Below are 26,961 nucleotides of genomic sequence, written 5' to 3'. Positions count from 1 at the left end.
TGTTTTACACCACGGCGGTGGTCAGGCGCGATGTGCAACACAAGCGCCCTTCCTCATCGAAGATTTCGATTTGCCACACCTGGCTGCGACGCCCGGTGTGGATCGCTTTACAGACGCCGCGAACCCGGCCGCTACGCACCGAGCGGATATGGTTGGCATTGATTTCCAGCCCGACAACTTTTTGATCGCCCTCGGTACAGAGATAGCCCGCCATTGAGCCCAGTGTCTCGGCCAGAACAACGGACGCTCCACCGTGTAACAGACCGAATGGCTGATGCGTGCGATGGTCAACGGGCATCGTCGCCTCCAGCGCATCATCGGTTAACGCAACATAGCGAATATCCAGCAGCGCCATCATCGTCCCTTCGTTCATCGCATTCAGGGCATCGAGGGTCGTCTGTCGTCTCCAAATCATCCAATAATCTCCAGAAGTGCCTGTAACGGATGGCGCACGCCATTACCTTCCACGCGCTTCACCTGACTACGACATGAGTATCCGGTTGCCAGGCAGCGATTACGCGGCAGGCGTTGCATGGCCTGCTGCCATGATAGCGCATAAATCCCCAGCGAGTTTTGGTGGTTTTTCTTTTCGTGGCCATAGGTTCCCGCCATCCCGCAGCAGCCGACGTTGACGTTTTCCAGCTTCGCGCCAAACCGGGCAAAAATGGTAGCCCACTGTTTTGGCGCGGAAGGCAGTGCGGTAACCTCGGTACAGTGCCCAAACAGATACCAGGGCTCGCCGCCGGATTCGTGGCTATCGATACCGTCCAGTGCCTGAGGCAGCCATTCATGGACCAGCATGACGTTGAAATCACCGCGTTTATCGCCCAACACTTGCTTGTATTCATCGCGATAACACAGCACCAGCGCCGGATCGACGCCCACCATAGGAATGCCCAATTCCGCCACACGGTTCAGGTAATCCGCCGTTTTACGTGCGGTTTTGGTAAAGCGGGTGACGAAACCTTTAATATGCTGCGCTTTACCATTGGGTGAGAACGGCAGCAGCACAGGTTGAAGGCCCAGCTTATCGATCAGACGAATGAAGTCGGCCACCACCTGCGCATCGTAGTAGCTGGTGAAAGGATCCTGCACCACCAGCACGGTCATCGCTTTTTGTTCGGGTGTTAGCGCTTCCAGCTGTTCCAGCGTCATATTGGCGGAACGGTGAGAGATCATCTGCTTTTGTAACGATGGCGCGGAAAGCATCGGCAAATCAATCATGCCAATGTGTTTTTCCGACAGCTTGCGTACCAGCGGTTGATTCATAAAGAAGTTAAAGGTTTTCGGCGCGCGCGCCATCAGCGGCGCATAACTTTCAACCGTCGCCACCAGATGATCGCGTACCGGACGCAAATAACGCGTGTGATAAAGCTGTAAGAAACGCGCGCGGAAATCCGGCACATCAATTTTGATTGGGCATTGGGTGGAACAGGCTTTACAGGCCAGACAGCCCGACATCGCCTCTTTCACTTCGTGGGAGAAATCGTATTCTCCCTTACGCGCGTGCCAGCTGTTGCGGGTACGCTCAATCAATGAACGCAGGCTGGCGCGTTTGCCCGGCAGTTCTTTCTCCAGCAATAATGGATCGACCCCACGATCGGCCAACAAACGCAGCCATTCACGCACCAGCGTGGCGCGCCCTTTCGGCGAATGAATACGATCGTTGGTTACCTTCATTGACGGGCACATCGGGCTTTTGGCATCGAAGTTAAAACATAACCCGTTGCCATTACACTCCATCGCCCCACGCCATGAGGATCGCACAGCAATCGGGATTTGCCGGTCAAAAGTGCCGCGTTTCACCGCATCCACTTTCATCATCGGCGCATCCACGCCTTCCGGCGGGCAGATTTTTCCAGGATTTAAGCGGTTAAGCGGGTCGAACGCTGCTTTAACCTTCCGCAGCTCGCCGTAAAGCGCATCACCGAAGAAGGCCGGGCTGTATTCCGCGCGGAAGCCTTTCCCGTGCTCGCCCCACAGCAGACCGCCGTATTTCGCGGTGAGTGCCACCACATCATCGGAGATTTGCTTCATTAAAATCTCTTGTTGCGGGTCGCACATATCCAGCGCCGGGCGCACGTGCAGCACGCCGGCATCGACATGGCCAAACATGCCGTAGCTCAGGCCGTGGCTGTCGAGTAACGCGCGAAATTCAACGATGTAATCCGCGAGATGTTCCGGCGGCACGCAGGTATCTTCGGCAAACGGAATCGGTTTCGCTGCGCCTTTCGCATTGCCCAACAGACCAACCGCCTTTTTACGCATCGCGTAGATGCGCTCGATGCCGTCAAGCTCATTGCAGCGCTGCCAGCCAATCACACCACCTTCCTGATTCGCGATAAGCGTATCCAGACGTTGGCATAACGATGTGACCTGCTCTTCAATCAGCGCGCCATCATCACCGGCGAATTCGACAATATTCAGGCCGAGCATCTCTTTATCGGGCACATCGGTGATCAGCTCACTGACCGAATGCCAGACAATGTCTTCCCGCGCCAGATTCAGGACCTTAGAATCCACCGTTTCAACCGACAGCGCACGGGCTTCCACCATAAACGGCGCATTGCGCAGCGCCGAGTTGAACGAGTCGTACTTAATGTTAACCAGACGACGCACCTTCGGCAGCGGAGTAATATCCAACCGCGCTTCGGTAATAAACGCCAGTGTACCTTCTGAGCCGGTGAGAATACGGGTTAAGTCAAACTCGCTCATCTCGTCGTTGAAGACGTGTCGCAGATCGTAACCGGTCAGGAAGCGATTAAGTTTCGGGAACTTATCGATGATGAGCTGACGATTCGCGCGACACCCTTCAAATACCGTGCGGTAAATACGCCCGGAGGCGGACTGCTCTTTCGCCAGCGTTTCCGCCAGCGCCACCGGTACGGGTTGGGTATCCAGAATATCGCCGCCCAGTAACACGGCGCGCACGCCTAAGACGTGATCGGAGGTTTTGCCGTACACCAGCGAGCCCTGCCCGGAGGCATCGGTATTGATCATGCCGCCCAGCGTCGCGCGGTTACTTGTGGAGAGCTCCGGCGCGAAGAAATAGCCGTAAGGTTTGAGATATTGATTCAGCTGATCTTTGATAACCCCGGCTTCGACCCGCACCCAACCCTCTTCGGGATTGATTTCAATGATGCGATTCATATAGCGGGACATATCAATGATGATGCCCTGGTTTAGCGCCTGCCCGTTAGTGCCGGTGCCGCCGCCGCGCGGGGTGAAGATGAGCGACTGAAAGCGCTCTTCAGCCGCCAGCCGGGCCAGCAGGGCCACATCCGCCGTTGAACGCGGGAACACCACCGCATCCGGTAACAGCTGATAAACGCTGTTATCGGTCGCCATGGTCAGTCGGTCGGCATAACGCGTGGCGGTATCGCCAGTAAAACCTTGTTGCTCCAGTGCTTGCAAATAATTCAGCACCAGTTGAACGACGCCCGGTGCCTGAGAAATCTGTGGGATCATGACGCTTGACCCTGTCTGAATAGTTAGTGTTGTTATACACGCGCAGCGTCGCCATGGGCGGGAAGCGCATGTTTAATCGTTTGCGTAGTGCATTCAACGTTGTATCACATTTTTTTCTTATGCGCCCGGTAGATTTAAGTGCAAAATCGGCCACTTAAATAGATTGATATTATTATCAATAAAAGGGTTTACGCCGCGCCAGCGTTCTGGCGCACAGAAGAAGGTAAATTTGATATATGAGTACGCTTCAACGTCCTCGCGATATACCGCAAATACTGCTATCGGTGCTGTTTTTGGCTCTGATGATCATCGCTTGTTTATGGATTATTCAGCCGTTTATTCTGGGCTTCGCCTGGGCGGCGACGATCGTTATTGCCACCTGGCCGGTACTGCTTCGTTTGCAACGCATGCTTTTTGGCCGCCGGGGCCTGGCGGTTCTGGTGATGACACTGTTGCTTTTTTTACTGTTCGTTATTCCCATCGCCTTGCTGGTCAATAGCGTCGTCGACGGCAGCGCGCCGCTGGTGCATGACATCACCTCTGGCACGCTGGAACTGCCCGACCTCGCGTGGTTGAACAGTATTCCGTTTATAGGCGCGAAGCTTTATCAGGGCTGGCACAGCCTGCTGGATATGGGCGGCAGCGCGATTATGACCAAGGTCCGCCCCTATATCGGCACCACCACCACGTGGTTTGTCGGCCAGGCGGCGCACATTGGCCGTTTCCTGCTGCACTGCGGATTGATGCTGTTATTCAGCGCGCTGCTCTACTGGCAGGGCGAAAAAGTCGCCTTTGGCATTCGCTACTTCGCGACTCGTCTGGCGTCAAAACGTGGTGATGCCGCCGTGTTGCTGGCAGGCCAGGCCATTCGCGCCGTCGCGCTGGGCGTGGTGGTCACCGCGTTAACGCAGGCGATTCTTGGCGGTATCGGCCTTGCCATCACTGGCGTACCGTATGCCACGCTGCTCACGGTCGTGATGATATTTTCCTGTCTGGTACAGCTTGGGCCGCTGATCGTACTGATACCGTCAATCATCTGGCTCTACTGGACCGGCGATACCACCTGGGGCACCGTGCTGCTGGTGTGGAGCTGCGTGGTAGGCACCATGGATAACTTTATCCGTCCGGTGCTGATTCGCATGGGTGCCGATCTGCCGATGATTCTGATTCTGTCTGGCGTTATCGGTGGTCTGGTGGCATTCGGCATGATTGGCCTGTTTATTGGCCCTGTGGTGCTGGCGGTCTCCTGGCGTCTGTTTGATGCGTGGATGCATGAAGTGCCCCCGCCGACAACCGACCCGGACCAGGTTCTGGAAGAGTTGCAACAGTTTGATATGAGCGGAGAGAAGAAAGAGTAATTTTCCCGCCCCCCACTTAAGCATTTCTTATCAATAAACCGTTGTTATGTTAACGGATGCCATCAAATGATGGCATCCGCACCTGTCTTAACTAAAAATCATTCACACTATTTTAACTATTGAGACGAATCCGATCGACGTGAAAATGTCGCATGCCTACTATTAGGACACGGTTATAAATCAACAGCTTGATTTATAAGCATGGAAATCCCCTGAGTGAAACAATGAATTGCTGTGTGTAGTCTTTGCCCATCTCCCACGATGGGCTTTTTTTTATCACTTCACATCACACCGACTCATCATGCGCCACATTTCGGGCAGAACCCGCGTCTCGCCGGTGACATTGACCGTTACCCGCCCCTGAATATCCGCCGACGATCGGCCAATCTGGAACTCAAACTCACCGGGCTCAACGATGCGTTGCCCCTGATAGCTGGTGAAATTGAGCATATCCACAGGTATCGTGAACGTGAGCGTGGCCGACTCGCCTGGCACCAGTGCCACACGCTGGAACGCTTTCAGTTCCTGGAGCGGCCTGACCATTGAGGCGATGTTGTCGCGCACATACACTTGCACCACTTCACTGCCGCTGCGCTCGCCGCTGTTTCTTACCGTCACGCTAAGCGTAACATCGCCATGAATATCCACGTTGTCGCTCTGCAACATCGGCGAGCCATAATCGAACGTAGTCCAGCTCAGACCGTAGCCAAACGGATACAGCGCACCAAAATGGAAGGCGAACGGCGTGCCGCCGCTTTTCAGCTTATGGTTGTAGTAAAACGGCATCGCTCCGGCACTTTTCGGCACGCTTACCACCAGCCTGCCCTGAGGTTCTGCACGACCGGTCAGCACATCGGCAATCGCCCAACCGCCCTCCTGGCCCGGCGCCCATGCCAGCATAAACGCCGCCACTTTCGACTCCAGCCCTTGCAGGTTATAGGGGCGTCCGCCCGTCATCACCACTATCACCGGTTTCCCGGTCGCCACCAGCGCTTCCAGCAGCTGTTGCTGCACGCCCGGCAGATGTAAACTATCGGTGTCTGACCCCTCGCCTACGGTTCCGCTCTGGAACAGCCCGGCGAGATCGCCCACGCAGGCAATCACCACCTCACTTTCCAGCGCCGCGTTTACCGCATCGTCAATCAGCGAGATGTCGAGAGAGACCGGGGATGATTGCATCGGCTTACCTGAACTGTCCCCCGGGAACACCGGTGCACCGGCCAGGCGTTCTTTGATGATGTGGCAACCTTTGGCGTAACGAACGTTATCCTCACCCAGATAGCTGCGCAGCGCCGCCAGCGGTGTAGTGACCTGCGCCGTGTTATCCACCATATCGCTGATAATCAGATGCACCGGAAAACTGTAGCCGCTCAACAACGCCAGCGGATCGTCCGCCGTCGGCCCCACGACCGCCACGCGAGGTTTCCCTGCCAGCGGCAGAATGTTACGATTTTCCAGTAGCGTAATTGACCGCGTGGCGACCTCTCTTGCCACCTGACGCGTAGCGGGCGACTGGAGTGAAATGGCGCTTTCGTCGGTGTACGGATGCTCGAAGAGCCCCAGACGGAATTTTTCGGTGAGCAACCGCGCGACGATCTCATCAATTTTCGCCATGCTGATCAGCCCGCGTTCCAGCGCTTGCGCCAGATGACGCGCGCAATCATCTTTTGGCAGCTCAACGTCCAGCCCGGCATTAAATGCCAGTGCCGCCGAGTGCGCGGCATCTTCACTGACGCCATGATGCTGATGCAACAGGCTAACGCCACCGTAGTCCGCCACCACGATGCCATCAAACCCCCAGCGTTCCCGCAGCAACGTGGTCAGCAGGAAGGCATCGCTGTGCCCCGGTTGATTATCGATATCGTGATACGCGGGCATCACCGAACCCGCGTTCGCCAGTTTAACTGCCATTTCGAAAGGCAACAGGAAGGTATCGTTGAGCTCGCGAAAACCCAGATGCACTGGCGCATGATTACGCGCGCCTTCGCTAAAGGAATGGCCGACATAGTGCTTAAGCGTCGCCAGCACGTCACGTTTTTCACCCTGTAGGCCATCAACATACGCGCAGGCCATCACGCCCACCAGCCACGGGTCTTCGCCAAACGTCTCTTCGGTACGCCCCCAGCGCACATCGCGCGACACATCCAGCACCGGTGCCAGCCCCTGTTTACAACCCGTTGTTCGCGCTTCTTCGCCAATCTGCTGCGCGGCGCGCCTGACCAGTTCAGGCTCCCATGTGGAACCGTAATTCAGCGAGGAGGGAAATAAAGTCGCGTCTTTGCACAACAAGCCCACCAGACACTCTTCATGGAACAGAGCCGGAATGCCAAGACGTGTCTCTTCCATCAACATTTTTTGCAGGCGATTAGCCGCCCGCACGCCCGTTTTCGCATCCACAATATGCGTACCCAGCGGGCGCGTGATTTGACCGACGCCCAACATTAAACGCTCGCCCAGCGATGCCTGCTCGCTGACGCCGGAAAATTCATCGCTCATATCACTTCTTTCCCGGTGCTGACCGTCTTCAGACAGTACCAGCCAGTAGGCATGCATCTGGGCAAATTTTTCTTCGGGGGTCATGCGTGCCAGCAGGTCGGCAACACGCGCGTTCACAGGATACTGGGGATCTTTATAAATGGGGGTCATAGCCTTCTCCTGAACAGGTTGAGTAAAACCAGTATTCAGAAGCGCTACCGTGACAACAATTGTCTAAATTCGCAGAAGATTTACGTTTTTTGGTTTTTTAGTGGGAGTGTGATCGGTCGCAAATTAAGGCGGGTCTGATAAGTTAGAAATAAAAAAGCCCCCGACGTTGTGACCGTCGGGGGCTTATTCAAACGATTACTTATTCAATTCCGCCAGACTCAGCCAGGTTTGCACCACCGTGTCCGGGTTCAGGGAGAGGCTATCGATACCCTCTTCCATCAGCCATGCAGCGAAATCTTCGTGGTCAGACGGCCCCTGCCCACAGATACCGACGTATTTGCCCTGTTTCTTCGCGGCACGGATGGCCATCGAAAGCAGCGCTTTAACCGCGTCATTACGCTCGTCGAACAGTTCAGAGACCACGCCGGAGTCGCGGTCGAGGCCCAATGCCAGCTGGGTCATGTCGTTGGAGCCAATGGAGAAACCATCGAAATGTTCGAGGAACTGTTCGGCTAACAGGGCGTTAGACGGGATCTCGCACATCATAATGATTTTCAGACCATTTTCACCACGTTTCAACCCCTGACGCGCCAGTTCGTCCACCACGGCTTTCGCCTGATCAACGGTACGCACGAACGGAATCATGATTTCAACGTTGGTCAGACCCATTTCGTTACGGACGCGTTTAACTGCGTCGCATTCCAGGGCGAAGCAGTCGCGGAAGCTGTCGGAGACGTAACGACCCGCGCCACGGAAGCCCAGCATCGGGTTCTCTTCATCCGGTTCGTAACGTTCACCACCAACCAGGTTAGCGTATTCGTTCGATTTAAAATCGGACAGACGCACAATCACGCGTTTCGGGTAGAACGCCGCGCCCAGCGTGGCGATCCCTTCCGTCAGGCGACCCACGTAAAACTCTTTTGGTGAGTCGAAGCCTTTCATCATCTCGCGGATTTCGTTCTGCAACGCGGGTTCCTGGTCATCGAACTCCAGCAACGCACGCGGGTGAACGCCAATCATACGGTTGATGATGAATTCCAGACGCGCCAGACCAACGCCCTCATTCGGCAGGCAGGCGAAGTCAAATGCGCGATCCGGGTTGCCGACGTTCATCATGATCTTCAGTGGCATGTCCGGCATGGTGTCAACGCTGGAACTCTTAACGCTAAAGTCGAGCAGGTCAGCGTAGACGTAACCCGTATCCCCTTCTGCACAGGAAACGGTGACTTTCTCGTCATCTTTCATGCGTTCGGTTGCGTCGCCGCAGCCGACCACCGCCGGGATACCCAGTTCACGCGCGATGATTGCCGCGTGACAAGTACGCCCGCCACGGTTGGTGACAATCGCCGCCGCTTTCTTCATGATCGGTTCCCAGTCCGGGTCGGTCATGTCGGTCACCAGCACATCGCCGGGTTCAATGCGGTTCATCTCACTGATGTCGTGAATAACTTTTACTGGGCCCGCGCCAATGCGATGACCGATAGCACGGCCTTCAGCAATGATTTTGCCCTGGGAATGCAGCGTGTAACGCTCCATCACCTGGCCGCGAGAACGCACGGTTTCCGGGCGCGCCTGAACGATAAACAGTTTGCCAGTATGACCATCTTTGGCCCACTCGATATCCATCGGGCGGCCATAGTGTTTTTCAATCTGGACAGCCTGTTTCGCCAGTTCCTGCACTTCATCGTTGGTCAACGAGAAGACATCACGCTGCGCCTGCGGCACATCTTCAATTTTAACCTGCTTGCCGTGCTCCTGCGTTGGCGCGTAGACCATACGGATTTTTTTGGAACCCATGGTACGGCGTACAATCGACGGGCGATTAGCCGCCAGCGTCGGTTTGTGGACGTAAAATTCGTCCGGGTTTACCGCGCCCTGCACCACCATTTCACCCAGGCCCCAGGCCGAGGTGATAAAGACCACCTGGTCAAAACCGGATTCGGTGTCAATGGAGAACATTACGCCGGAAGACGCGAGGTCGGAGCGCACCATCCGCTGAACGCCCGCCGAGAGCGCTACGCCGCGATGGTCGTAACCCTGGTGGACACGGTATGAGATCGCGCGGTCATTAAACAGCGAGGCGAAAACGTGTTTGACCGCAACCAGTACCGCGTCGTAGCCCTGCACGTTGAGGAAGGTTTCCTGCTGACCGGCGAAGGAGGCATCCGGCATATCTTCTGCCGTCGCCGAGGAGCGCACAGCAAAGGATGCGTCCGCGTCATCCGCAGAGAGCTGGTTGTACGCGTCACGGATAGCAGTTTCCAGTTCGCTCTGGAAAGGTGTGTCGATGATCCACTGGCGGATCTGCGCACCGGCTTTCGCCAGGGCGGTAACATCATCAATATCGGTTTGATCCAACAGTTGATAAATGCGCTGATTCACGCCGCTTTGGTCGAGAAATTGATTAAATGCATCGGCAGTGGTAGCAAATCCGTTGGGGACCGAGACACCCAGATCGGACAGGTTAGTAATCATTTCACCCAGGGAGGCATTTTTGCCCCCAACTCTGTCTACATCATTCATGCCGAGTTGGTTATACCAAAGCACCAGCGGTGACGAGCCATTGTTGGACATCGAGACAATCCTTTTTTGATTAAAAAAGCAGTGATTAAGAAACAACTGACTACTCAAATTATCCTGGCATATTTAAACAATTTAAAAAAACGGTGAATCGTTCAAGCAAATTAAATTTTTCTTTTTTAGGATTGATGCCAGTAATCTGTTAACCCTCTGATTCTGTGGGAAAGTCGTTATAAATCTGGGCGAAATCTGCATATTTAGAAAAATGAACCGGACTTTTCATAAAAAATAAAAATAGCGTTCCATTTTCAGATATCAGACAAATGCGGTGGGGTTTTCTGCGAATTTAATTTATGCTTTCAGACAATTAACCTCACTTTTCTGGATTGTTAAAATGGAAAATGCAGTCGACAGGCAGGTTTTTTATATTTCTGATGGCACGGCGATTACCGCTGAGGTGCTGGGCCACGCGGTGATGTCGCAGTTCCCCGTGGTCATCAACAGTATTACCCTGCCGTTTATTGAAAGTGAAAGCCGCGCCCGCGCGGTGAAAGATCAGATCGACGCGATTTATCAGCAAACGGGCGTACGCCCGCTGGTTTTCTACTCCATTGTCATCCCGGAAATCCGCGACATCATTTTGCAGTGTGAAGGATTTTGTCAGGATATCGTACAGGCGCTGGTTGCCCCACTTCAGGAAGAACTTAAGCTCGATCCGACGCCGGTTGCTCATCGTACCCACGGGCTAAACCCGGGAAACCTGTTGAAATACGATGCGCGTATTGCAGCGATTGATTACACCCTGGCGCATGATGATGGCATTTCTCTGCGCAATCTCGATCAGGCGCAGGTTATTTTGCTCGGCGTTTCTCGCTGTGGAAAAACCCCCACCAGCCTCTATCTGGCGATGCAGTTCGGCATTCGCGCTGCCAACTATCCGTTCATCGCTGATGATATGGATAATCTGATCCTTCCTGCATCGCTCAAACCGTTGCAGCATAAACTGTTCGGCCTGACGATTAATCCTGAGCGCCTGGCGGCGATTCGCGAAGAGCGCCGGGAAAACAGCCGCTACGCCTCGATGCGCCAGTGTCGAATGGAAGTGGCGGAAGTTGAAGCACTGTATCGGAAGAATCAAATCCCCTGGATAAACAGTACCAATTACTCTGTTGAGGAAATTGCTACCAAAATCATGGACATCATGGGTTTAAGCCGCAGAATGTACTAACGAACTAGTACAATGCGGAAAATTTGTTTATCATAACGCCGTGAATGAATGCACATCACGCTCTGCTCTTGAAATCAGCCGGGATTGGTTTATCGTGATGTGCATCACTTCCCGGCGTTTTGTCTGGCGAAGAAACAAATTTCTGAGAAACTCATGAATAAGACCGATGAATTGCGTACTGCTCGTATTGAGAGCCTCGTTACGCCTGCTGAACTTGCTCAGCGTTACCCCGTCTCCCCGGATGTTGCCGCCAGCGTCACTGCTTCTCGTCAGCGGATTGAAAAGATCCTCAATGGCGAAGATCGTCGTTTGCTGGTGATTGTCGGGCCTTGCTCTATTCACGATCTTGATGCGGCGATGGATTATGCGCGTCGTCTGCAAACCCTGCGCGAAAAGCATCAGGGCCAGCTGGAAATCGTGATGCGCACCTATTTCGAAAAACCGCGTACCGTTGTTGGCTGGAAAGGATTGATTTCCGACCCCGACCTGAACGGCAGCTACCGGGTTAATCACGGGATTGAGCTCGCGCGAAAACTGCTGTTGCAGGTGAATACCCTCGGCGTGCCGACCGCGACCGAATTTCTGGATATGGTGACCGGTCAGTTTATCGCCGACCTGATTAGCTGGGGCGCAATTGGCGCACGTACCACCGAGAGCCAAATCCACCGCGAGATGGCTTCTGCGCTCTCCTGCCCGGTTGGCTTTAAGAACGGCACCGACGGTAATACACGTATTGCTGTCGATGCGATCCGGGCCGCGCGCGCCAGCCATATGTTCCTGTCGCCGGATAAAAACGGCCAGATGACCATCTACCAGACCAGCGGTAATCCATATGGGCATATCATCATGCGTGGCGGTAAAAAACCAAACTACCACGCCGACGATATTGCTGCGGCCTGCGATACGTTGCATCAGTTTGATTTGCCAGAACATCTGGTCGTCGATTTCAGCCACGGCAACTGCCAGAAGCAACATCGCCGTCAGCTGGATGTTTGCGATGATATCTGCCAGCAAATTCGCAACGGCTCGACCGCTATCGCCGGTATTATGGCCGAAAGTTTCCTGCGCGAAGGCGCGCAGAAGATTGTTGCCGATCAGCCGCTCACCTATGGGCAGTCCATCACCGATCCGTGTCTGAGCTGGGAAGACACCGAAGTGCTGCTGGAAAAACTGGCTGCCGCAGTCGCCACTCGCCTTTAGTCCTCTCCTCCCTGTCGCACCCGCGATGGGGAGTTTCTTATCCCCTTTTGCTTTCTCTTTTCACAAAAAAACGTTGCACACGCTTACTCATTATTGATAATACTTATCATTGTTGTTTTTATTACTATTTTACTTTTTTATGACGCTTATGGATGACAACGCAGAAAACGTTACCGTTAGGGACAATACCCCCCGTCCGCAAAATCACGATCGCCGGGTTAACAGCGAGGCGTTATTAGGCGAAGAAGGCCGCGTGGTAATAGAACATGAAGGTCAGCAGTATCTGCTACGCCAGACGCAGGCCGGAAAGCTGATATTGACGAAGTAAGCGGCGCAGAATTGCCTGATGCGCTTCGCTTATCAGGCCTACGTCCTGGTGCATGTGTAGGCCGGGCAAGCGCAGCGCCCCCGGCATGTTGTTCAGCTGGAACAACTCACTTCCAGCCTTTTCCCCCAATCGGGCGGGCGCTGAGCATAATCATCGTCACGATCAGCCCACGGATTTCTCAGGGCTTCGTGCAGCCGATGGAGTTCCTGATAATCGCCCTTCTCCGCCGTTTCAATGGCCCGCTGCGCCAGCCAGTTGCGTAACACCATTGCCGGATTCACCTGCTTCATCGCCTGCTGGCGTTTCGCATCGTCGATGCCTTCCGGCTGTATGCGCGCCCGGTATTGCGCAAACCAGTTATCAAAGGCGGCACGGTCGATAAACTCGTCGCGTAATGGCGATGCGGCGCTTAACTGTTCCGTTTCGCTCAACATACGGAAAGTACGTGTGTAATCACTGCCCTCCCGCGCCATAAGTGCAAACAACGCGTTAAGCAGATCGTTATCGCCCACCTCTTCCGTAAAGAGCCCCAGTTTTTGACGCATACGCGTGCCATATTCGGTAAATAATGCAAGCTGATAGCCATCAAGCGCATCATTCAGCGTATCAACATCGATAAAGGCAGAGAGTGACTGCGCCAGACGTTGCAGGTTCCATAACCCCACCGCCGGCTGATTCTCAAAGCTGTAGCGTCCCTGATAATCCGAATGATTACAGATAAAGCCCGGCTGGTAGTCATCAAGGAAGCCAAACGGGCCGTAATCAATCGTCAGCCCCAGAATCGACATGTTATCGGTATTCATTACGCCATGCGCGAAACCGACCGTTTGCCAGCGCGCGATCATCTGCCCGGTGCGCGTAACCACGTCACGGAACCAGAGTGCGTAGCGATCCGCTTCCTGCTGAAGATGCGGCCAGTGGTGGCGAATAACAAAATCGGCCAGTTGCTGGACCTTGTCCATTTCACGACGATAGTAGAAATGTTCAAAGTGGCCGAAACGGACATGACTTTGCGCAATACGCATGAGCATAGCGCCCTGTTCAACGGTTTCACGCTGGATGGGCGTATCACTGGTTACAATGGAAAGCGCGCGCGTAGTAGAAATACCGAGATAATGCATCGCTTCCGAGGCCAGGCTTTCACGAAGCGTGGATCGCAACACAGCACGGCCATCGCCCATCCGCGAATACGGGGTTAAGCCTGCGCCTTTGAGATGCCAGTCCACCGACGTGCCGTCATCCAGTTGCTGTTCACCCAGCAGGATGCCGCGTCCATCGCCCAGTTGTCCCGCCCAGACGCCAAACTGATGGCCGCTGTACACCTGCGCCAGTGGCCTCATTCCAGGGAGCAAGGCTTCTCCGCCCCACACGCCAGCGCCTCGTTCAGGCGCAAAGAGGGATGGTTCGATCCCGAGTTCATTGGCAAGCGGTGTGTTATGCCATATCAGGCGGGCATTCTGTAGCGGCGTCGGATTGAGCTCGCTGTAAAAACCTGGCAGCTCATCGCGCCAGCGGGTATTAAAAGACAGGGTCATAGGTCCTCCTGCCTGTAGTGTATGAGTTAATGCCCGTTTAAACACCCGGCAATCCGCAGGGTTATCCCTGCACCAGCGTCAATAGAGAGGATTCCGGCACGGCGGGCCATAGCTCGCCCAGCATACCGCTGAAGGCGAAAGGTAATACGCGTTCACGCGCGGATTCCGTATTAATCCCCGCAATCATGATGCTTTGGCAATAGGGCTGAACTTGCGTGGTGATGGCGCGAATAAAGGGCTCGAAGGATGCAGAAGACAGCTGGCGCTGAACAAACTGACGATCGATAACAATGCGCTGAAACAATCCAGCAAATACGGCGCGCGTAGAGGCTTCACCGGAGCCAAAGTTTGCTAACGCCAGCGGGAAGCGTTTTGCCAGAAGTGCGAGCGGATGAGTGTCGTCAGGTTGGTTGAGCCCGGGGAAGCGTTCGCTCACCACCAGCTCGACAAACGGGTAACGTGAAACCTCGGCTGCCAGCATTGCGTCCGTGAGTATGGCGTTAGCAATCGCAGGCGTAATAGCAAGCCACGCCGTCACCTGCTGCTGAATAAAAAACAGTTGGCAGGTATTAAGCAGCGCGAGCTTTTCGCGAAATAGCACTAATTCCTCATCGGGCGTCAGTTTCGGCAGGATGAGATTCGTCGGGATACGTACAGAGTTCTCTACACCAATAAAATGTGCAACGACTTTCAAACCAATCAGTTTGCCATCAGCATTTCGGGCAGGTAGAAATAACAGCTCTGAACGCCAGGCACGGTCAAGGGTTACAATCATTGCGACAGCCCTTCTCGATAAGTCATTTCAAGGGTCCTGAAGTCACAAAACAATAAACGTGGGTCGATTGATTTTAGTCGGATTGCTTTCATTTTCCGTTTTATTTTCGCATTCCTTCGCTGGAATGTAATGATTGTAATCGAAAATCATAGATTAATACAATCTATGACCAGGTAGCTTTCAGATTGTTAACAAAAACAATAATGAGTCGTAATCTGTTTTTTAAATACCATTAATTTAAATACGCCGAAGGGGCATCACGCCCCTTCGTCATTTACCCATTAAATTCGTCTGGCCTGCCAAAACTTCTTGCGCCAGTAGACGTTATCCAGCGACGAGCGCGTGACGCCCTGACTGGTCGATGCATGGATGAACTGGTTATCCGTATCATAGATACCGACGTGGAGGCCACTGTCCCCTGAGCCTGTTTTGAAGAAAACCAGATCGCCGGGTAGCAGATCGTCTTTATCAATTTCGGTGCCTATCTTCGCCTGCTGACGCGTTTCGCGCGGTAACTGCATTTCAAATTTATCGCGGAAAGTGGTTAAGACAAACCCGGAACAATCAATTCCACGGCGATTCATCCCACCATAGCGGTAAGGCGTGCCGCGCCAGTTGCGCAACTGATCGTTTAAATTAGCAATTACGGTTATTGAATCCGACAGTCTTGGATTTGGGGGCGGCGCATGGTGACTACATCCCGCCAAAAATAAAGCCGCTATAAAAATAATCAAGAATCGCATATCCGGCGAATCCTCTCTTTTTTAATTTCCCGATAATTTAGCCCGGTTACTTATTCCCTGGCAAGTAAGCAATGATACTTAATGTTTCCCTGGCGCCCCTGGTTCGTTTTCCAGGCCAGACTTATCCGGCAACCAGCATCTGGTGACCGGCAATCTCCAGACGCTGGAAAGAAATATTATAGGCGCTAAAGAGTGAAGCGGGCGTTAATACATCATCCGTTGTCCCGCTGGCGATTAATTGCCCTTTGCACAGCAGCCATACGCTGTCGGCATGCCGTAACGTATGATTGAGATCGTGGCTGCTCATTACTATCGCAATACCGCGAGAGCGCAATGTGTCCAGCACACGATCAAGGGCTGCCTGCTGTGCAACATCGAGGCTGTTCATGGGTTCATCCAGTAGCAGAAGTTGACCATGAGGATTGCCAGAAGGATGAATCTGCAGGATTACCGCCGCAAGCCGCACGCGCTGCCACTCACCACCGGAAAGCTGATTCACATTACGGCCCAGTTTATCTACCAGACCTAGCGCTTCCGTTACCTGCGCACAAAGCATATGTTCCGTTTTATCATGCTGATGCAACAGCAGAAAATGCCAGACGGGCATGGCGAATGGCGGCGACTGATGCTGGGAAAGATATGCGCGCTTTTGCGCCAGCTCCAGCGAGGTCCATTCGCCTAACGGTTTATCGTTTAGCGTGACGGCGCCTTTCCCGGAACTTAACCCCGCCATGCGGGTTAACAGCGTACTCTTCCCCGCGCCGTTCGGCCCCACGAGGTGGATTATCTCGCCAGCGTGAACCTCTGCGCTAAACTGCGTTAAACGCATTCCCTCACTGACGTTTTGCAGTTGCATCAGCATTGTCATTACAGAACCAGTGCTTTCTGAATCGCATTAATCAGAATCGGATCTTCCGGCGTCATATCCGGTGAGAAACGCGCGACTACGCGACCGTCACGGCCAACGAGGAATTTCTCAAAATTCCACAGAATGTCTCCAGGCTGCGCGGGCGCACGACCTTTGCTGGCCATTTTTTCATAAAACTCGCTGCCCTTCGGCGCAATGGCTTTTGGCGCGGCGCGCGTTAAGGTCTGATAGAGCGGATGACGCCCTTCGCCATTAACGTCGATTTTACTGAACATAGGGAACGTCACGCCGTAGGTGGTGCGGCAGAACGTTTTAATGTCGTCTTCACTCCCCGGCTCCTGTCCCAGGAACTGGTTGCACGGGAATCCCAGCACCGCAAAGCCTTCATATTCGAGCGACGTTTGTAGGCTTTCCAGCTGTTCGTACTGCGGGGTTAATCCGCATTTAGATGCCACATTCACGATCAACAGGACGTTCCCTCTGAAACGTTCCAGGGTCGTTTTTTCACCATCAATCGTTGTAACTTCAATGTTCAGAATTGCGTTTTCCATAATATCCTCATTAGCATATGTACTGAACGTCAGCGCCCAGAACGCAATAATAGCCAGATAAAGACGGGCGCTCCCGTGGTCGCCGTCACAACACCGATAGGAAGTTCGGCCGCCTGAAGCGCCAGCCGCGCAATGATGTCCGCCGCCAGCAACGTACTTGCCCCTGCCAGTGCGCAGGCCGGTAGCAGCACCCGATGATCGGTCAGACCGCACAGCCGCAGCATATGTGGCACCACAAGGCCGACAAAGCCGATTGCGCCCGCCAGCGCCACGCTGACGCCAACCAGCCAACCGGTGGCAATCACCAGCAGTTTACGCCACAGCCAAATGGGGACACCCAGCTGTCTGGCTGAAGTTTCGCCCAGCGCCAGTAAATTCAACGGCTGTGATTGCAGGCAAATCCACACGATAACCGGAATCAGCCCCAGCATCAGCCAGCTCTGTTGCCAGTCAACGCCGCCGAAGCCGCCCATCATCCAGTACATCAGTTGGCGTAAATCAAAAGATGTAGAGAAGTAAACGGCCCAGGTCATCAGCGCGCTGCAAATAATGCCCAGCGCAACCCCGGCTAAGAGTAGTTTACTGGTAGAAAGATGACGTCTGGCAAAACGCATCAGAATAAAGGTAATGAACAGCGCCCCGAGAATAGCTGACAGGCCGAGCGCCCAGCCGGGTAGCATTCCCTGCCCTAACATCACGGCGGCAATCAGCCCGACGCCTGCACCATTAGAAACCCCCAGCAGGCCAGGCTCCGCCAGCGGGTTTTCAAACAGCGCCTGCATTACGGCACCCGACAACGCCAGCGCGGCACCAACCAACAGAACCGCAACGGTACGCGGCAGGCGAATCTGCCAGATAAAGAGCTTTCCGGTGGCGCTAAACCAGCTGCCTGGAGCGATCCATCGGTCTCCGGCACAGAGGCTTATCGTCAGCGCAACAAGCAGCGTGAGCGCCAGTATCATGAGCCAGCGCCGATTGCGTCGCTGCTGAAGATGTACGTAGTCCAGCATAGTAGTCCATGTGCCAGCAAGAGAGGTGTTTGATTTTACGGTGGTTCCACGTGCGGGAAAAGAAAAAAGGCCGCATAGCGGCCTTTTTGGTTAGTGCAAATTACTCTTCTTTGGGCGTCGCGTTTTCGACACGGCTTTTTAACTTCTGACCGGGTCTGAAGGTCACCACGCGCCGGGCTGTAATGGGAATATCTTCGCCCGTTTTCGGGTTACGACCCGGGCGTTGATTTTTGTCTCGCAGGTCAAAATTACCAAAACCGGAAAGTTTAACCTGTTCGCCATTTTCCAGAGCACGACGGATCTCTTCAAAAAACAGCTCAACCAGCTCTTTGGCATCCCGCTTGCTAAGCCCAAGCTTATCAAACAGATATTCTGACATTTCAGCTTTTGTAAGCGCCATAGGTTCAATCCCTCAATGATGCCTGGAATCGCTCTTTTAATGCCTCTACACACTTGGCAACGGTAGTGGCAATATCCTCTTCTTCAAGTGTACGGCTGGTATCCTGAAGGATCAGGCTGATAGCGAGGCTCTTATACCCCTCCGCAACACCCTTACCACGGTACACGTCAAATAAGTTTACGCCAACTATCTGATTTACGCCAACTTTCTTACATTCGGACAAAATATCCGCTGCCGGTACGTTTTCTGCCACCACAACCGCGATATCACGACGGTTTGCCGGGAAGCGAGAAATCTCCTGTGCCTGAGGAACCACGCGGTCTGCGAGCTTGTTCCACTCCAGTTCGAACACCAGTGTGCGACCGTTGAGATCCAGTTTACGTTCCAGTTCCGGGTGAACAACCCCAATGAAACCAATACGTTCACCTTTCAGATAAATCGCCGCGGACTGGCCCGGATGCAGTGCCGGATTGGCTTCAGCTTTAAACTGAATATCAGACAGTTTACCTGTCAAATCGAGAACAGCTTCGAGATCGCCTTTTAAATCATAGAAATCAACGGTCTCTTTTGCCAGGTTCCAGTGCTCTTCGTAGCGGTTGCCGCAAATCACGCCGCCCAGCATCACATCCTGACGAATGCCCAGCGGAGCCTGGGTATCCGGTACAAAGCGCAGACCGGTTTCGAAGATACGTACGCGGTTCTGCTGACGGTTCTGGTTATAGACCACGGTGGTCAGCAGGCCGCTCCACAGAGAAAGACGCATTGCGGACATTTCACTGGAGATAGGGCTTGGCAGAATCAGCGCTTCTTCGCCCGGGTGAATCAGTTGCTGCACTTTCGGATCGACGAAGCTATAGGTAATTACTTCCTGGTAACCTTTGTCATTCAGCATCGTTTTCACGCGCTTGAGCGACAGATTCGCTTCTTTATGGCTGCCCATTACCAGACCGGCCTGCACTGGCTCGTTCGGGATGTTGTCATAGCCAAACAGACGCGCAACTTCTTCTACCAGGTCTTCTTCAATTTCCATGTCGAAACGCCAGCTCGGCGCAACGGCCTGCCACTGGTCGTTACCGACGGTCACTTCACAGCCCAGACGCTGGAGAATATCGGTCACCACGTCATCGGCAATATGATGACCAATCAGGCGATCCAGCTTGCTGCGACGCAGGGTGATGGTCGCACGTTTCGGCAGCGTAGATTCGTTGGTAACATCGATAACCGGGCCTGCTTCGCCGCCGCAGATATCCATCAGCAGGCGGGTGGCACGCTCCAGAGCTTTGTACTGCAGCGCCGGATCGACACCACGCTCATAGCGGTGAGAAGCATCCGTATGCAGGCCATGACGACGCGCGCGGCCAGTAATAGACAGCGGGTTGAAGAATGCGCACTCCAGCAGAACGTTTTGCGTTTCGCCATTCACGCCAGAGTGTTCGCCACCAAAGATGCCGCCCATTGCCAGCGCTTTGTTGTGGTCGGCAATAACCAGGGTATCGGATTTCAGTTTCGCTTCGCTACCGTCAAGCAGAACCAGCGTTTCGCCCTCTTTCGCCATGCGCACGACGATACCGCCTTCGATACGATCTTTATCGAATGCGTGCATCGGTTGGCCCAGTTCGAGCAACACGTAGTTGGTGACGTCAACAACCGCGTCAATGGAACGAATACCGCAGCGACGCAGTTTTTCTTTCATCCACAGCGGGGTTGGTGCTTTGACGTTGATGCCTTTCACTACGCGACCCAGATAGCGCGGGCAGGCGTCGGCGGCTTCAACGGTGATCGGCAACGTGTCGTTGATGGTGGCAGCTACCGGCGTGATTTCCGGCTCAACCAGCGGCAGTTTATTCAGCACCGCCACATCGCGGGCAACCCCGATGATACCGAGGCAGTCGGCGCGGTTCGGCGTGACACTGATTTCGATAGTGTTGTCATCAAGTTTCAGATATTCGCGGATATCTGTACCGATCGGCGCATCTGCCGGCAGTTCGATAATGCCGCTATGGTCATCGGAAATACCCAGTTCAGAGAACGAACACAGCATCCCTTCAGACGGCTCACCGCGCAGTTTGGCGGCTTTAATTTTGAAATCGCCCGGCAGTACCGCGCCGATGGTGGCAACCGCCACACGCAGACCCTGACGGCAGTTTGGCGCACCACAGACGATATCAAGCAGGCGTTCGCCGCCGACATTGACTTTTGTTACGCGCAGTTTATCGGCGTTCGGGTGCTGACCGCACTCAACCACCTCACCCACAACCACACCGTTGAAGGTGCCCGCAACTGGCTCAACACCGTCGACTTCCAGGCCTGCCATGGTGATTTGACCGGACAGCGCTTCGCTATCGATGGCCGGGTTAACCCATTCGCGTAACCACAGTTCACTGAATTTCATTGTTTTGCCCTGCCCTTATTTAAACTGTTTGAGGAAACGCAGATCGTTTTCGAAGAATGCACGTAAATCGGTGACGCCGTAACGCAGCATGGTCAGACGCTCCATCCCCATACCGAAGGCGAAACCAGAGTAAACTTCCGGGTCAATGCCGACATTGCGCAGCACGTTCGGGTGAACCATCCCGCAGCCCAGCACTTCCAGCCATTTACCGTTTTTACCCATCACGTCAACTTCCGCAGACGGTTCGGTGAACGGGAAATAGGACGGACGGAAACGAATCTGCAGATCTTCTTCAAAGAAGTTACGCAGGAAGTCATGCAGCGTGCCCTTCAGATTGGTAAAGCTGATGTTTTTATCAACGATCAAACCTTCCATCTGATGGAACATCGGAGTATGCGTTTGGTCGTAATCGTTACGATATACGCGGCCCGGTGCAATGATACGAATTGGCGGCTGTTGATCTTTCATGGTGCGGATCTGTACGCCGGAGGTTTGGGTGCGCAGCAGACGCGTGGCATCAAACCAGAAAGTGTCGTGGTCAGCGCGTGCCGGGTGATGTCCTGGAATATTCAGCGCATCGAAGTTGTGGTAATCATCTTCGATTTCCGGACCGGTCGCCACGGTAAAGCCGAGCTCACCGAAGAAACTTTCAATACGGTCGATAGTACGGGTAACCGGGTGCAGACCACCGTTTTCAATACGACGACCCGGCAGAGAGATGTCGATGGTTTCGGCAGCCAGACGGGCGTTCAGAACTGCACTTTCCAGCTCAGCTTTGCGGGCGTTCATCGCCTGCTGAACCTGCTCTTTTGCTTCGTTAATGACCGCACCTGCTGCCGGGCGCTCTTCTGGCGGCAGATCACGCAGTGTTGTCATCTGAAGGGTCAGATGCCCTTTTTTGCCAAGGTACTCGACGCGAACGTTATCTAACGTGGCGACATCCGAGGCCTGGTTAATGGCTGCCTTCGCACTGGCAACCAGCTCTGCGAGATGTGACATGGTTTTCCTCATTGTGTCGGTAAAGACACTGGTTCGTTGGACTTAATTTTTGTGCTGTACAAACGAAAAAAGCCTCCACTGGGGAGGCTTTCAGGCGCTGTTTTTCGTTTCTTCTTTCACGCGCTAGCCTCCTGGTTTCAGGTGCTAAAGTAAAAAAAGAAGCGGAAAATAGCAGCATTCATGCTTGCGTTACCTTAAGGGTAAAATTCGTCTGACGTTTATTGAAAGGCTTGCCACAATAAAAGTCAATGTTTTGATAGCGTTGAAACGAAAAGAGGGAGACAAGCTCCCTCTTTCAACTGGCTTATGCCAGAGCTGCTTTCGCTTTTTCGACCAGAGCGGTGAACGCTACTTTGTCGAATACTGCGATATCAGCCAGGATCTTACGGTCGATTTCAACAGAGGCTTTTTTCAGGCCGTTGATGAATTTGCTGTAAGAAATACCGTTCTGACGTGCTGCAGCGTTGATACGTGCAATCCACAGTTGACGGAACTGACGCTTACGTTGACGACGGTCACGGTAAGCGTACTGACCTGCTTTGATAACAGCCTGGAAGGCAACGCGGTATACGCGAGAACGCGCACCGTAGTAGCCTTTAGCTTGTTTCAAAATTTTCTTGTGACGTGCACGTGCAATTACACCACGTTTTACGCGAGCCATATGTGCTCTCCTGTATCTATTCTAATTAAAAAGTTAAAAAAACGTTAACGACTTATGCGTACGGCAGGCACGCGATTACCAGACCCAGATCGCCTTTGGAAACCATGGCTTTCGGACGCAGGTGACGTTTACGTTTGGTCGCTTTTTTGGTCAGAATGTGACGCAGGTTAGCGTGCTTGTGCTTAAAACCACCTTTACCGGTTTTTTTGAAGCGCTTAGCAGCACCGCGTACGGTCTTAATTTTTGGCATTTTAATAACTTCCACTTCGCATTGTTAATAAACGAAACAAAGGCGAATCACCCTGTGAGCCGAGGCCCACAGGAATGATTACTTGATGGCCTTACTGTTTCTTCTTAGGAGCGAGCACCATGATCATCTGGCGGCCTTCGATCTTCGTAGGGAAGGATTCGACTACTGCCAGTTCACTCAGATCGTCACGGACGCGCGTCAGCACTTCCATACCAATCTGTTGGTGGGCCATCTCACGACCGCGGAAACGCAGCGTGATCTTGGCCTTATCGCCATCTTCCAGAAAGCGAATCAGGCTGCGGAGTTTTACCTGATAATCGCCATCGTCGGTACCAGGACGGAATTTAATTTCCTTAACCTGGATAACTTTTTGCTTTTTCTTCTGTTCCTTAGAAGACTTACTCTTTTCATAAAGGAACTTGCCGTAGTCCATAATACGACAAACTGGCGGTTCGGCGTTAGGGCTGATTTCAACTAAATCTACTCCAGCTTCTTCAGCTTTTTCGATCGCTTCTCTCAGACTCACAATTCCCAGCGCTTCGCCTTCCAGACCTGTTAAGCGAACTTCCTGGGCGCGAATCTCGCCATTGATACGATTCGGACGTGCCGTTTGAACTCGTTTTCCGCCTTTAATACCTTATTCCTCCAGTTGTTGAAGACTGCGGCTGCGAATCTCTTGTTGCAGCTTCTCGATCACTTCATTTACGTCCAGGCTGCCCAGGTCTTTACCGCGGCGGGTGCGAACGGCCACTTTGCCTGCTTCCACCTCTTTATCACCACAGACCAACATATAAGGGACACGACGTAAAGTGTGCTCGCGGATTTTAAAGCCAATCTTCTCATTTCTCAAGTCTGCTTTTACACGAATGCCTGCATTTTGTAGTTTACGGGTCAATTCGTTAACATATTCAGCCTGAGAATCAGTAATATTCATGACGACGACCTGCACCGGCGCGAGCCAGGTTGGGAAGAAGCCGGCGAATTCTTCGGTCAGGATGCCGATAAAGCGTTCCATCGACCCCAGAATTGCGCGGTGAATCATTACCGGAACCTTGCGTTCGTTGTCTTCGCCTACATAAGAAGCGCTCAGACGAGACGGCAAGGAGAAGTCCAGCTGTACAGTACCGCACTGCCATGCACGATCGAGGCAGTCATACAGGGTAAATTCAATTTTCGGACCGTAGAATGCGCCTTCACCCAGTTGATACTCAAACGGGATGTTGTTTTCTTCCAGCGCAACCGCTAAGTCCGCCTCAGCACGATCCCACATCTCGTCGCTACCGATACGTTTATCCGGGCGAGTGGAGAGTTTGACGACGATTTTCTCGAAGCCAAAGGTGCTGTACATATCGTAGACCATACGAATACAGGCGTTCACTTCATCGCGGATTTGCTCTTCAGTACAGAAGATATGCGCATCATCCTGAGTGAACCCGCGTACACGCATCAGGCCGTGCAGCGCGCCTGACGGCTCGTTACGGTGGCAGCTACCGAATTCCGCCATACGCAGCGGCAGATCGCGGTAGGATTTCAGACCCTGGTTGAAGATCTGAACGTGGCCTGGGCAGTTCATTGGTTTGATGCAGTATTCACGGTTCTCAGAAGAGGTGGTGAACATTGCGTCTTTGTAGTTATCCCAGTGGCCGGTTTTTTCCCACAGCACGCGGTCCATCATGAACGGACCTTTTACTTCCTGGTACTGGTACTCTTTCAGCTTCGAACGCACGAACACTTCCAGTTCACGGAAGATAGTCCAGCCGTCGTTGTGCCAGAAGACCATACCCGGCGCTTCTTCCTGCATATGATACAGGTCGAGCTGCTTACCGATTTTACGGTGATCGCGTTTCGCCGCTTCTTCCAGACGTTGCAGATACGCATTCAGCGCTTTTTTATCTGCCCACGCGGTACCGTAGATACGCTGCAACATTTTATTGTCGCTATCGCCACGCCAGTACGCGCCTGCGGTTTTCATCAGTTTGAAGTGATGGCAGAAACGCATATTCGGCACGTGCGGACCGCGGCACATGTCGACGTATTCTTCGTGATGATACAAGCCAGGCTTGTCATCATGCGCGATGTTTTCATCAAGGATGGAAACTTTGTAGATTTCACCCCGTTTCACGAAGGTCTCGCGGGCTTCATGCCAGCTGACTTTCTTCTTGATGACATCGTAGTTTTTCTCGGCGAGCTCGTGCATACGTTTCTCGAGCGCGTCAATGTCTTCCTGGGTCAGGGTATGGTCAAGATCAACGTCATAGTAGAAGCCGTTGTCGATAACCGGACCGATTGCCATTTTTGTGTTCGGCCAGAGCTGCTTAATAGCATGACCGAGCAGGTGTGCGCAGGAGTGACGAATGATCTCCAGCCCTTCTTCATCTTTCGCGGTAATCAAAGAAAGGGTTACATCGTTTTCAATCACATCAGACGCATCGACCAGTTCACCATTAACGCGACCGGCGATAGTGGCTTTTGCCAGCCCTGGACCGATATCCAGAGCCACATCCATTGGGCTTACTGCGTGGTCGTAATGGCGTTGGCTGCCATCAGGAAGAGTAATTACAGGCATGTTATGTCCTTATTTGCAGTGGTGCCCCACACGAAAGAGCACATACAAAATTAAATAAATTAACTATATCATCAGGTTAGATGGCTTTATTTGCTTCACTCTGCAAACTGTGTACATCAGGGTGTACAACATCCAAAATGTACCTACCATCACCTGCAGATAACGAGCCTCAATAGTACACGCCATTGATAATTTGTAAAAGCGCAGTGAAGCTATCTACCGCACACATTTAACGTGGTTAATCTATATGCTTCCATATTAGCCAATTTCAACCCTCCTCCCCTCTTCTATACTCATAACTCGACTCTCGAGGTTTCTATGTGCGGACGTTTCTCTCAATCAATGACCCGTGAAGATTACCTGGCGTTAATCGCAGAAGAAGCCGAGCGCGACATTCCGTTCGACCCGGAACCCATTGGCCGGTTCAACGTGGCGCCAGGCACTAAAGTTTTGCTGTTGAGCGAACGAGACGAACAACTACACCTCGATCCGGTTTACTGGGGCTATGCTCCTGGATGGTGGGATAAGCCTCCTCTGATAAACGCACGAGTGGAAACTGCGGCCACCAGTCGGATGTTCAAACCACTCTGGCAACATGGTCGTGCAATCGTGTTTGCTGATGGCTGGTTCGAATGGAAGAAGGAAGGCGACAAGAAGCAGCCGTACTTCATCCACAGGGCGGACGGTAAGCCGATATTCATGGCCGCAATAGGCAGCACTCCCTTCGAACGTGGAGATGAAGCGGAAGGCTTTCTGATAGTCACGGCGGCTGCCGACAAATGGCTGGTCGATATTCACGACCGCAGGCCACTGGTCCTGTCACCGGAGGCAGCGCGCGAATGGATGAGGCAGGATGTGGGCGGGAAAGAAGCAGAGGAGATTGTTGCTGACGGCTCGGTGCCAGCAGATGCATTTATCTGGCACGCAGTGTCGCGCGCCGTTGGTAATGTGAAGAATCAGGGCCCGGAGTTAATCGAGCCCGTCTGATTAAATAACCGGGTTGTCATCATCCGCAGCCCGGTTAATAAGATGCGTCAGAATACCCTTCACATCCACCTCATCGAGAACGTCACCCTCCAGAACTTCACCATCAACCGTTATCAGTGCATTACCTCTACGTTTGGCAAAGTGACAACCACCTGAGTACGAAATCAGGTAGGTACTATCCGGCATTGGCTTCATTCCCTTCTCTATCACAGCAAACCCTTGCGATGTCTCAATCACCAGGCTGTTAGCCGTGACGCCGCAGATAGTCTCTATGGTGAGCGTGCGTTCAATGTAGTCTTTAGCTGGACTTGGGAATCCCATGATGACCTCCGATAGTTACTGTATATTAATGGGTCTTCCCCGATCATGGTGGGAAGGCTCAGAACGCCATATTCAGCTTTCCGTAGTGGAACATCACCCCCAGTTTAAAGCGCTCCCGGTTTCGGTATCCCCTGGCTTTTATCCTCAGCAGCCTG

At 53.2% G+C, this 26,961-nt stretch carries 25 protein-coding genes, 1 other RNA gene and 1 other annotated feature; of the genes, 6 read left to right on the top strand and 20 right to left on the bottom strand.

Going from position 1 to position 26,961, the window contains the following annotated elements; genetic code table 11:
• Positions 1 to 4 precede the first annotated feature (4 nt).
• Positions 5 to 415, bottom strand: a complete 411-nt coding sequence (menI, locus tag ACWWFX_RS11865; RefSeq protein WP_149462678.1) for a 1,4-dihydroxy-2-naphthoyl-CoA hydrolase — start codon at positions 413 to 415, stop codon at positions 5 to 7.
• Positions 412 to 3,468, bottom strand: a complete 3,057-nt coding sequence (gene ydiJ / locus ACWWFX_RS11860; RefSeq protein ID WP_473223874.1) for a D-2-hydroxyglutarate dehydrogenase YdiJ — start codon at positions 3,466 to 3,468, stop codon at positions 412 to 414. Before ydiJ ends, menI begins: the two co-directional genes overlap by 4 nt.
• Before the next feature lie 236 nt (positions 3,469 to 3,704).
• Between ydiJ and ydiK the strand changes: the two genes are divergently transcribed.
• Positions 3,705 to 4,826 carry an AI-2E family transporter YdiK gene (ydiK, locus tag ACWWFX_RS11855; protein WP_276220013.1) on the top strand — a complete coding sequence of 374 codons (1,122 nt, stop codon included), beginning with the start codon at positions 3,705 to 3,707 and terminating at the stop codon, positions 4,824 to 4,826.
• Between the two features lie 169 nt (positions 4,827 to 4,995).
• Positions 4,996 to 5,103, top strand: an RNA gene (rprA, locus tag ACWWFX_RS11850) — antisense sRNA RprA.
• On the opposite strand, the gene ACWWFX_RS11845 is transcribed toward rprA, so the two are convergent.
• Both ACWWFX_RS11845 and ppsA read right to left on the bottom strand, forming a co-directional pair.
• Entirely contained in the window at positions 5,103 to 7,472 is a 2,370-nt protein-coding gene (locus tag ACWWFX_RS11845) for a glycoside hydrolase family 3 N-terminal domain-containing protein (protein WP_473223873.1), read from the bottom strand. The two genes, rprA and ACWWFX_RS11845, sit on opposite strands and share 1 nt — an antisense overlap.
• A gap of 195 nt (positions 7,473 to 7,667) precedes the next feature.
• Positions 7,668 to 10,046 carry a phosphoenolpyruvate synthase gene (gene ppsA, locus ACWWFX_RS11840; RefSeq protein WP_276220011.1) on the bottom strand — a complete coding sequence of 793 codons (2,379 nt, stop codon included), beginning with the start codon at positions 10,044 to 10,046 and terminating at the stop codon, positions 7,668 to 7,670.
• 340 nt (positions 10,047 to 10,386) lie between these two features.
• Between ppsA and ppsR the strand changes: the two genes are divergently transcribed.
• From ppsR to hemP, 3 genes are all read left to right on the top strand, one after another.
• Entirely contained in the window at positions 10,387 to 11,220 is an 834-nt protein-coding gene (gene ppsR / locus ACWWFX_RS11835; protein ID WP_015964190.1) for a posphoenolpyruvate synthetase regulatory kinase/phosphorylase PpsR, read from the top strand.
• A gap of 153 nt (positions 11,221 to 11,373) precedes the next feature.
• On the top strand, positions 11,374 to 12,420 hold the full coding sequence (gene aroH / locus ACWWFX_RS11830) for a 3-deoxy-7-phosphoheptulonate synthase AroH (protein ID WP_015964189.1): 1,047 nt from the start codon (positions 11,374 to 11,376) through the stop codon (positions 12,418 to 12,420).
• A gap of 139 nt (positions 12,421 to 12,559) precedes the next feature.
• Positions 12,560 to 12,748: a hemin uptake protein HemP gene (gene hemP / locus ACWWFX_RS11825; protein ID WP_015964188.1), complete on the top strand. Its 189-nt coding sequence runs from the start codon at positions 12,560 to 12,562 to the stop codon at positions 12,746 to 12,748.
• Here hemP and ACWWFX_RS11820 read toward each other — a convergent pair.
• The 15 genes from ACWWFX_RS11820 to thrS all read right to left on the bottom strand — a co-directional run bounded on the left by ACWWFX_RS11820 (position 12,707) and on the right by thrS (position 25,498).
• Complete coding sequence (locus tag ACWWFX_RS11820) at positions 12,707 to 12,853, bottom strand: hypothetical protein (protein WP_473223964.1); 147 nt, start codon at positions 12,851 to 12,853, stop codon at positions 12,707 to 12,709. The genes hemP and ACWWFX_RS11820 overlap by 42 nt on opposite strands.
• A complete protein-coding gene (selO, locus tag ACWWFX_RS11815) occupies positions 12,841 to 14,283 on the bottom strand; it encodes a protein adenylyltransferase SelO (RefSeq protein ID WP_473223872.1) in 1,443 nt (480 codons plus the stop codon). The genes ACWWFX_RS11820 and selO overlap by 13 nt, the downstream gene beginning before the upstream one ends.
• Before the next feature lie 61 nt (positions 14,284 to 14,344).
• On the bottom strand, positions 14,345 to 15,058 hold the full coding sequence (locus ACWWFX_RS11810) for an EAL domain-containing protein (RefSeq protein ID WP_473223871.1): 714 nt from the start codon (positions 15,056 to 15,058) through the stop codon (positions 14,345 to 14,347).
• A gap of 281 nt (positions 15,059 to 15,339) precedes the next feature.
• Positions 15,340 to 15,801, bottom strand: a complete 462-nt coding sequence (locus ACWWFX_RS11805; RefSeq protein WP_473223870.1) for a C40 family peptidase — start codon at positions 15,799 to 15,801, stop codon at positions 15,340 to 15,342.
• A 121-nt stretch (positions 15,802 to 15,922) separates the two neighbouring features.
• On the bottom strand, positions 15,923 to 16,669 hold the full coding sequence (gene btuD, locus ACWWFX_RS11800; RefSeq protein WP_473223869.1) for a vitamin B12 ABC transporter ATP-binding protein BtuD: 747 nt from the start codon (positions 16,667 to 16,669) through the stop codon (positions 15,923 to 15,925).
• A complete protein-coding gene (locus ACWWFX_RS11795) occupies positions 16,669 to 17,220 on the bottom strand; it encodes a glutathione peroxidase (protein ID WP_276220006.1) in 552 nt (183 codons plus the stop codon). The genes btuD and ACWWFX_RS11795 overlap by 1 nt, the downstream gene beginning before the upstream one ends.
• Before the next feature lie 29 nt (positions 17,221 to 17,249).
• Positions 17,250 to 18,230, bottom strand: coding sequence for a vitamin B12 ABC transporter permease BtuC (gene btuC, locus ACWWFX_RS11790; protein WP_473223868.1), 981 nt, complete (start codon positions 18,228 to 18,230; stop codon positions 17,250 to 17,252).
• Between the two features lie 100 nt (positions 18,231 to 18,330).
• Positions 18,331 to 18,630, bottom strand: coding sequence for an integration host factor subunit alpha (ihfA, locus tag ACWWFX_RS11785; protein ID WP_003030571.1), 300 nt, complete (start codon positions 18,628 to 18,630; stop codon positions 18,331 to 18,333).
• A gap of 4 nt (positions 18,631 to 18,634) precedes the next feature.
• The gene (pheT, locus tag ACWWFX_RS11780; RefSeq protein ID WP_473223867.1) at positions 18,635 to 21,022 is read right to left on the bottom strand and encodes a phenylalanine--tRNA ligase subunit beta; all 2,388 of its coding nucleotides are present in this window, start codon (positions 21,020 to 21,022) and stop codon (positions 18,635 to 18,637) included.
• A 15-nt stretch (positions 21,023 to 21,037) separates the two neighbouring features.
• Complete coding sequence (pheS, locus tag ACWWFX_RS11775) at positions 21,038 to 22,021, bottom strand: phenylalanine--tRNA ligase subunit alpha (protein ID WP_149462691.1); 984 nt, start codon at positions 22,019 to 22,021, stop codon at positions 21,038 to 21,040.
• A 62-nt stretch (positions 22,022 to 22,083) separates the two neighbouring features.
• Positions 22,084 to 22,208 (bottom strand) — a sequence feature (Phe leader region).
• Positions 22,159 to 22,203: a pheST operon leader peptide PheM gene (gene pheM, locus ACWWFX_RS11770; protein ID WP_001386830.1), complete on the bottom strand. Its 45-nt coding sequence runs from the start codon at positions 22,201 to 22,203 to the stop codon at positions 22,159 to 22,161. It overlaps the preceding feature by 45 nt.
• Positions 22,209 to 22,325: 117 nt before the next feature.
• Entirely contained in the window at positions 22,326 to 22,682 is a 357-nt protein-coding gene (gene rplT / locus ACWWFX_RS11765; protein WP_000124850.1) for a 50S ribosomal protein L20, read from the bottom strand.
• Between the two features lie 52 nt (positions 22,683 to 22,734).
• On the bottom strand, positions 22,735 to 22,932 hold the full coding sequence (gene rpmI, locus ACWWFX_RS11760) for a 50S ribosomal protein L35 (RefSeq protein WP_001124225.1): 198 nt from the start codon (positions 22,930 to 22,932) through the stop codon (positions 22,735 to 22,737).
• Between the two features lie 91 nt (positions 22,933 to 23,023).
• Entirely contained in the window at positions 23,024 to 23,566 is a 543-nt protein-coding gene (infC, locus tag ACWWFX_RS11755; protein ID WP_071843507.1) for a translation initiation factor IF-3, read from the bottom strand.
• A gap of 3 nt (positions 23,567 to 23,569) precedes the next feature.
• Entirely contained in the window at positions 23,570 to 25,498 is a 1,929-nt protein-coding gene (gene thrS, locus ACWWFX_RS11750; RefSeq protein WP_015964179.1) for a threonine--tRNA ligase, read from the bottom strand.
• A gap of 318 nt (positions 25,499 to 25,816) precedes the next feature.
• Between thrS and ACWWFX_RS11745 the strand changes: the two genes are divergently transcribed.
• Positions 25,817 to 26,485, top strand: a complete 669-nt coding sequence (locus ACWWFX_RS11745) for an SOS response-associated peptidase (protein ID WP_473223866.1) — start codon at positions 25,817 to 25,819, stop codon at positions 26,483 to 26,485.
• Here ACWWFX_RS11745 and ACWWFX_RS11740 read toward each other — a convergent pair whose 3' ends face one another.
• A complete protein-coding gene (locus ACWWFX_RS11740) occupies positions 26,486 to 26,806 on the bottom strand; it encodes a hypothetical protein (RefSeq protein WP_473223865.1) in 321 nt (106 codons plus the stop codon).
• Positions 26,807 to 26,961 lie beyond the last annotated feature (155 nt).

It is taken from the genome of Pseudocitrobacter sp. 2023LY-00077, assembly GCF_055796175.1.
The sequence above is the reverse complement of the archived record's forward strand: the minus strand, read 5'-3'. Positions and strand labels throughout refer to the sequence as shown.

Coding starts and splice junctions, on each gene's coding strand:
- hemP (WP_015964188.1), top strand. CDS start 12,560: ATGACGCTTATGGATGACAACGCAGAAAACGTTACCGTTAGGGACAAT.
- ihfA (WP_003030571.1), bottom strand. CDS start 18,630: ATGGCGCTTACAAAAGCTGAAATGTCAGAATATCTGTTTGATAAGCTT.
- ppsR (WP_015964190.1), top strand. CDS start 10,387: ATGGAAAATGCAGTCGACAGGCAGGTTTTTTATATTTCTGATGGCACG.
- rplT (WP_000124850.1), bottom strand. CDS start 22,682: ATGGCTCGCGTAAAACGTGGTGTAATTGCACGTGCACGTCACAAGAAA.
- rpmI (WP_001124225.1), bottom strand. CDS start 22,932: ATGCCAAAAATTAAGACCGTACGCGGTGCTGCTAAGCGCTTCAAAAAA.
- thrS (WP_015964179.1), bottom strand. CDS start 25,498: ATGCCTGTAATTACTCTTCCTGATGGCAGCCAACGCCATTACGACCAC.
- ACWWFX_RS11810 (WP_473223871.1), bottom strand. CDS start 15,058: ATGATTGTAACCCTTGACCGTGCCTGGCGTTCAGAGCTGTTATTTCTA.
- ACWWFX_RS11745 (WP_473223866.1), top strand. CDS start 25,817: ATGTGCGGACGTTTCTCTCAATCAATGACCCGTGAAGATTACCTGGCG.
- pheS (WP_149462691.1), bottom strand. CDS start 22,021: ATGTCACATCTCGCAGAGCTGGTTGCCAGTGCGAAGGCAGCCATTAAC.
- ydiJ (WP_473223874.1), bottom strand. CDS start 3,468: ATGATCCCACAGATTTCTCAGGCACCGGGCGTCGTTCAACTGGTGCTG.
- aroH (WP_015964189.1), top strand. CDS start 11,374: ATGAATAAGACCGATGAATTGCGTACTGCTCGTATTGAGAGCCTCGTT.
- ydiK (WP_276220013.1), top strand. CDS start 3,705: ATGAGTACGCTTCAACGTCCTCGCGATATACCGCAAATACTGCTATCG.
- ACWWFX_RS11740 (WP_473223865.1), bottom strand. CDS start 26,806: ATGGGATTCCCAAGTCCAGCTAAAGACTACATTGAACGCACGCTCACC.
- pheT (WP_473223867.1), bottom strand. CDS start 21,022: ATGAAATTCAGTGAACTGTGGTTACGCGAATGGGTTAACCCGGCCATC.
- ACWWFX_RS11795 (WP_276220006.1), bottom strand. CDS start 17,220: ATGGAAAACGCAATTCTGAACATTGAAGTTACAACGATTGATGGTGAA.
- selO (WP_473223872.1), bottom strand. CDS start 14,283: ATGACCCTGTCTTTTAATACCCGCTGGCGCGATGAGCTGCCAGGTTTT.
- ACWWFX_RS11845 (WP_473223873.1), bottom strand. CDS start 7,472: ATGACCCCCATTTATAAAGATCCCCAGTATCCTGTGAACGCGCGTGTT.
- menI (WP_149462678.1), bottom strand. CDS start 415: ATGATTTGGAGACGACAGACGACCCTCGATGCCCTGAATGCGATGAAC.
- btuD (WP_473223869.1), bottom strand. CDS start 16,669: ATGACAATGCTGATGCAACTGCAAAACGTCAGTGAGGGAATGCGTTTA.
- ppsA (WP_276220011.1), bottom strand. CDS start 10,046: ATGTCCAACAATGGCTCGTCACCGCTGGTGCTTTGGTATAACCAACTC.
- ACWWFX_RS11805 (WP_473223870.1), bottom strand. CDS start 15,801: ATGCGATTCTTGATTATTTTTATAGCGGCTTTATTTTTGGCGGGATGT.
- btuC (WP_473223868.1), bottom strand. CDS start 18,230: ATGCTGGACTACGTACATCTTCAGCAGCGACGCAATCGGCGCTGGCTC.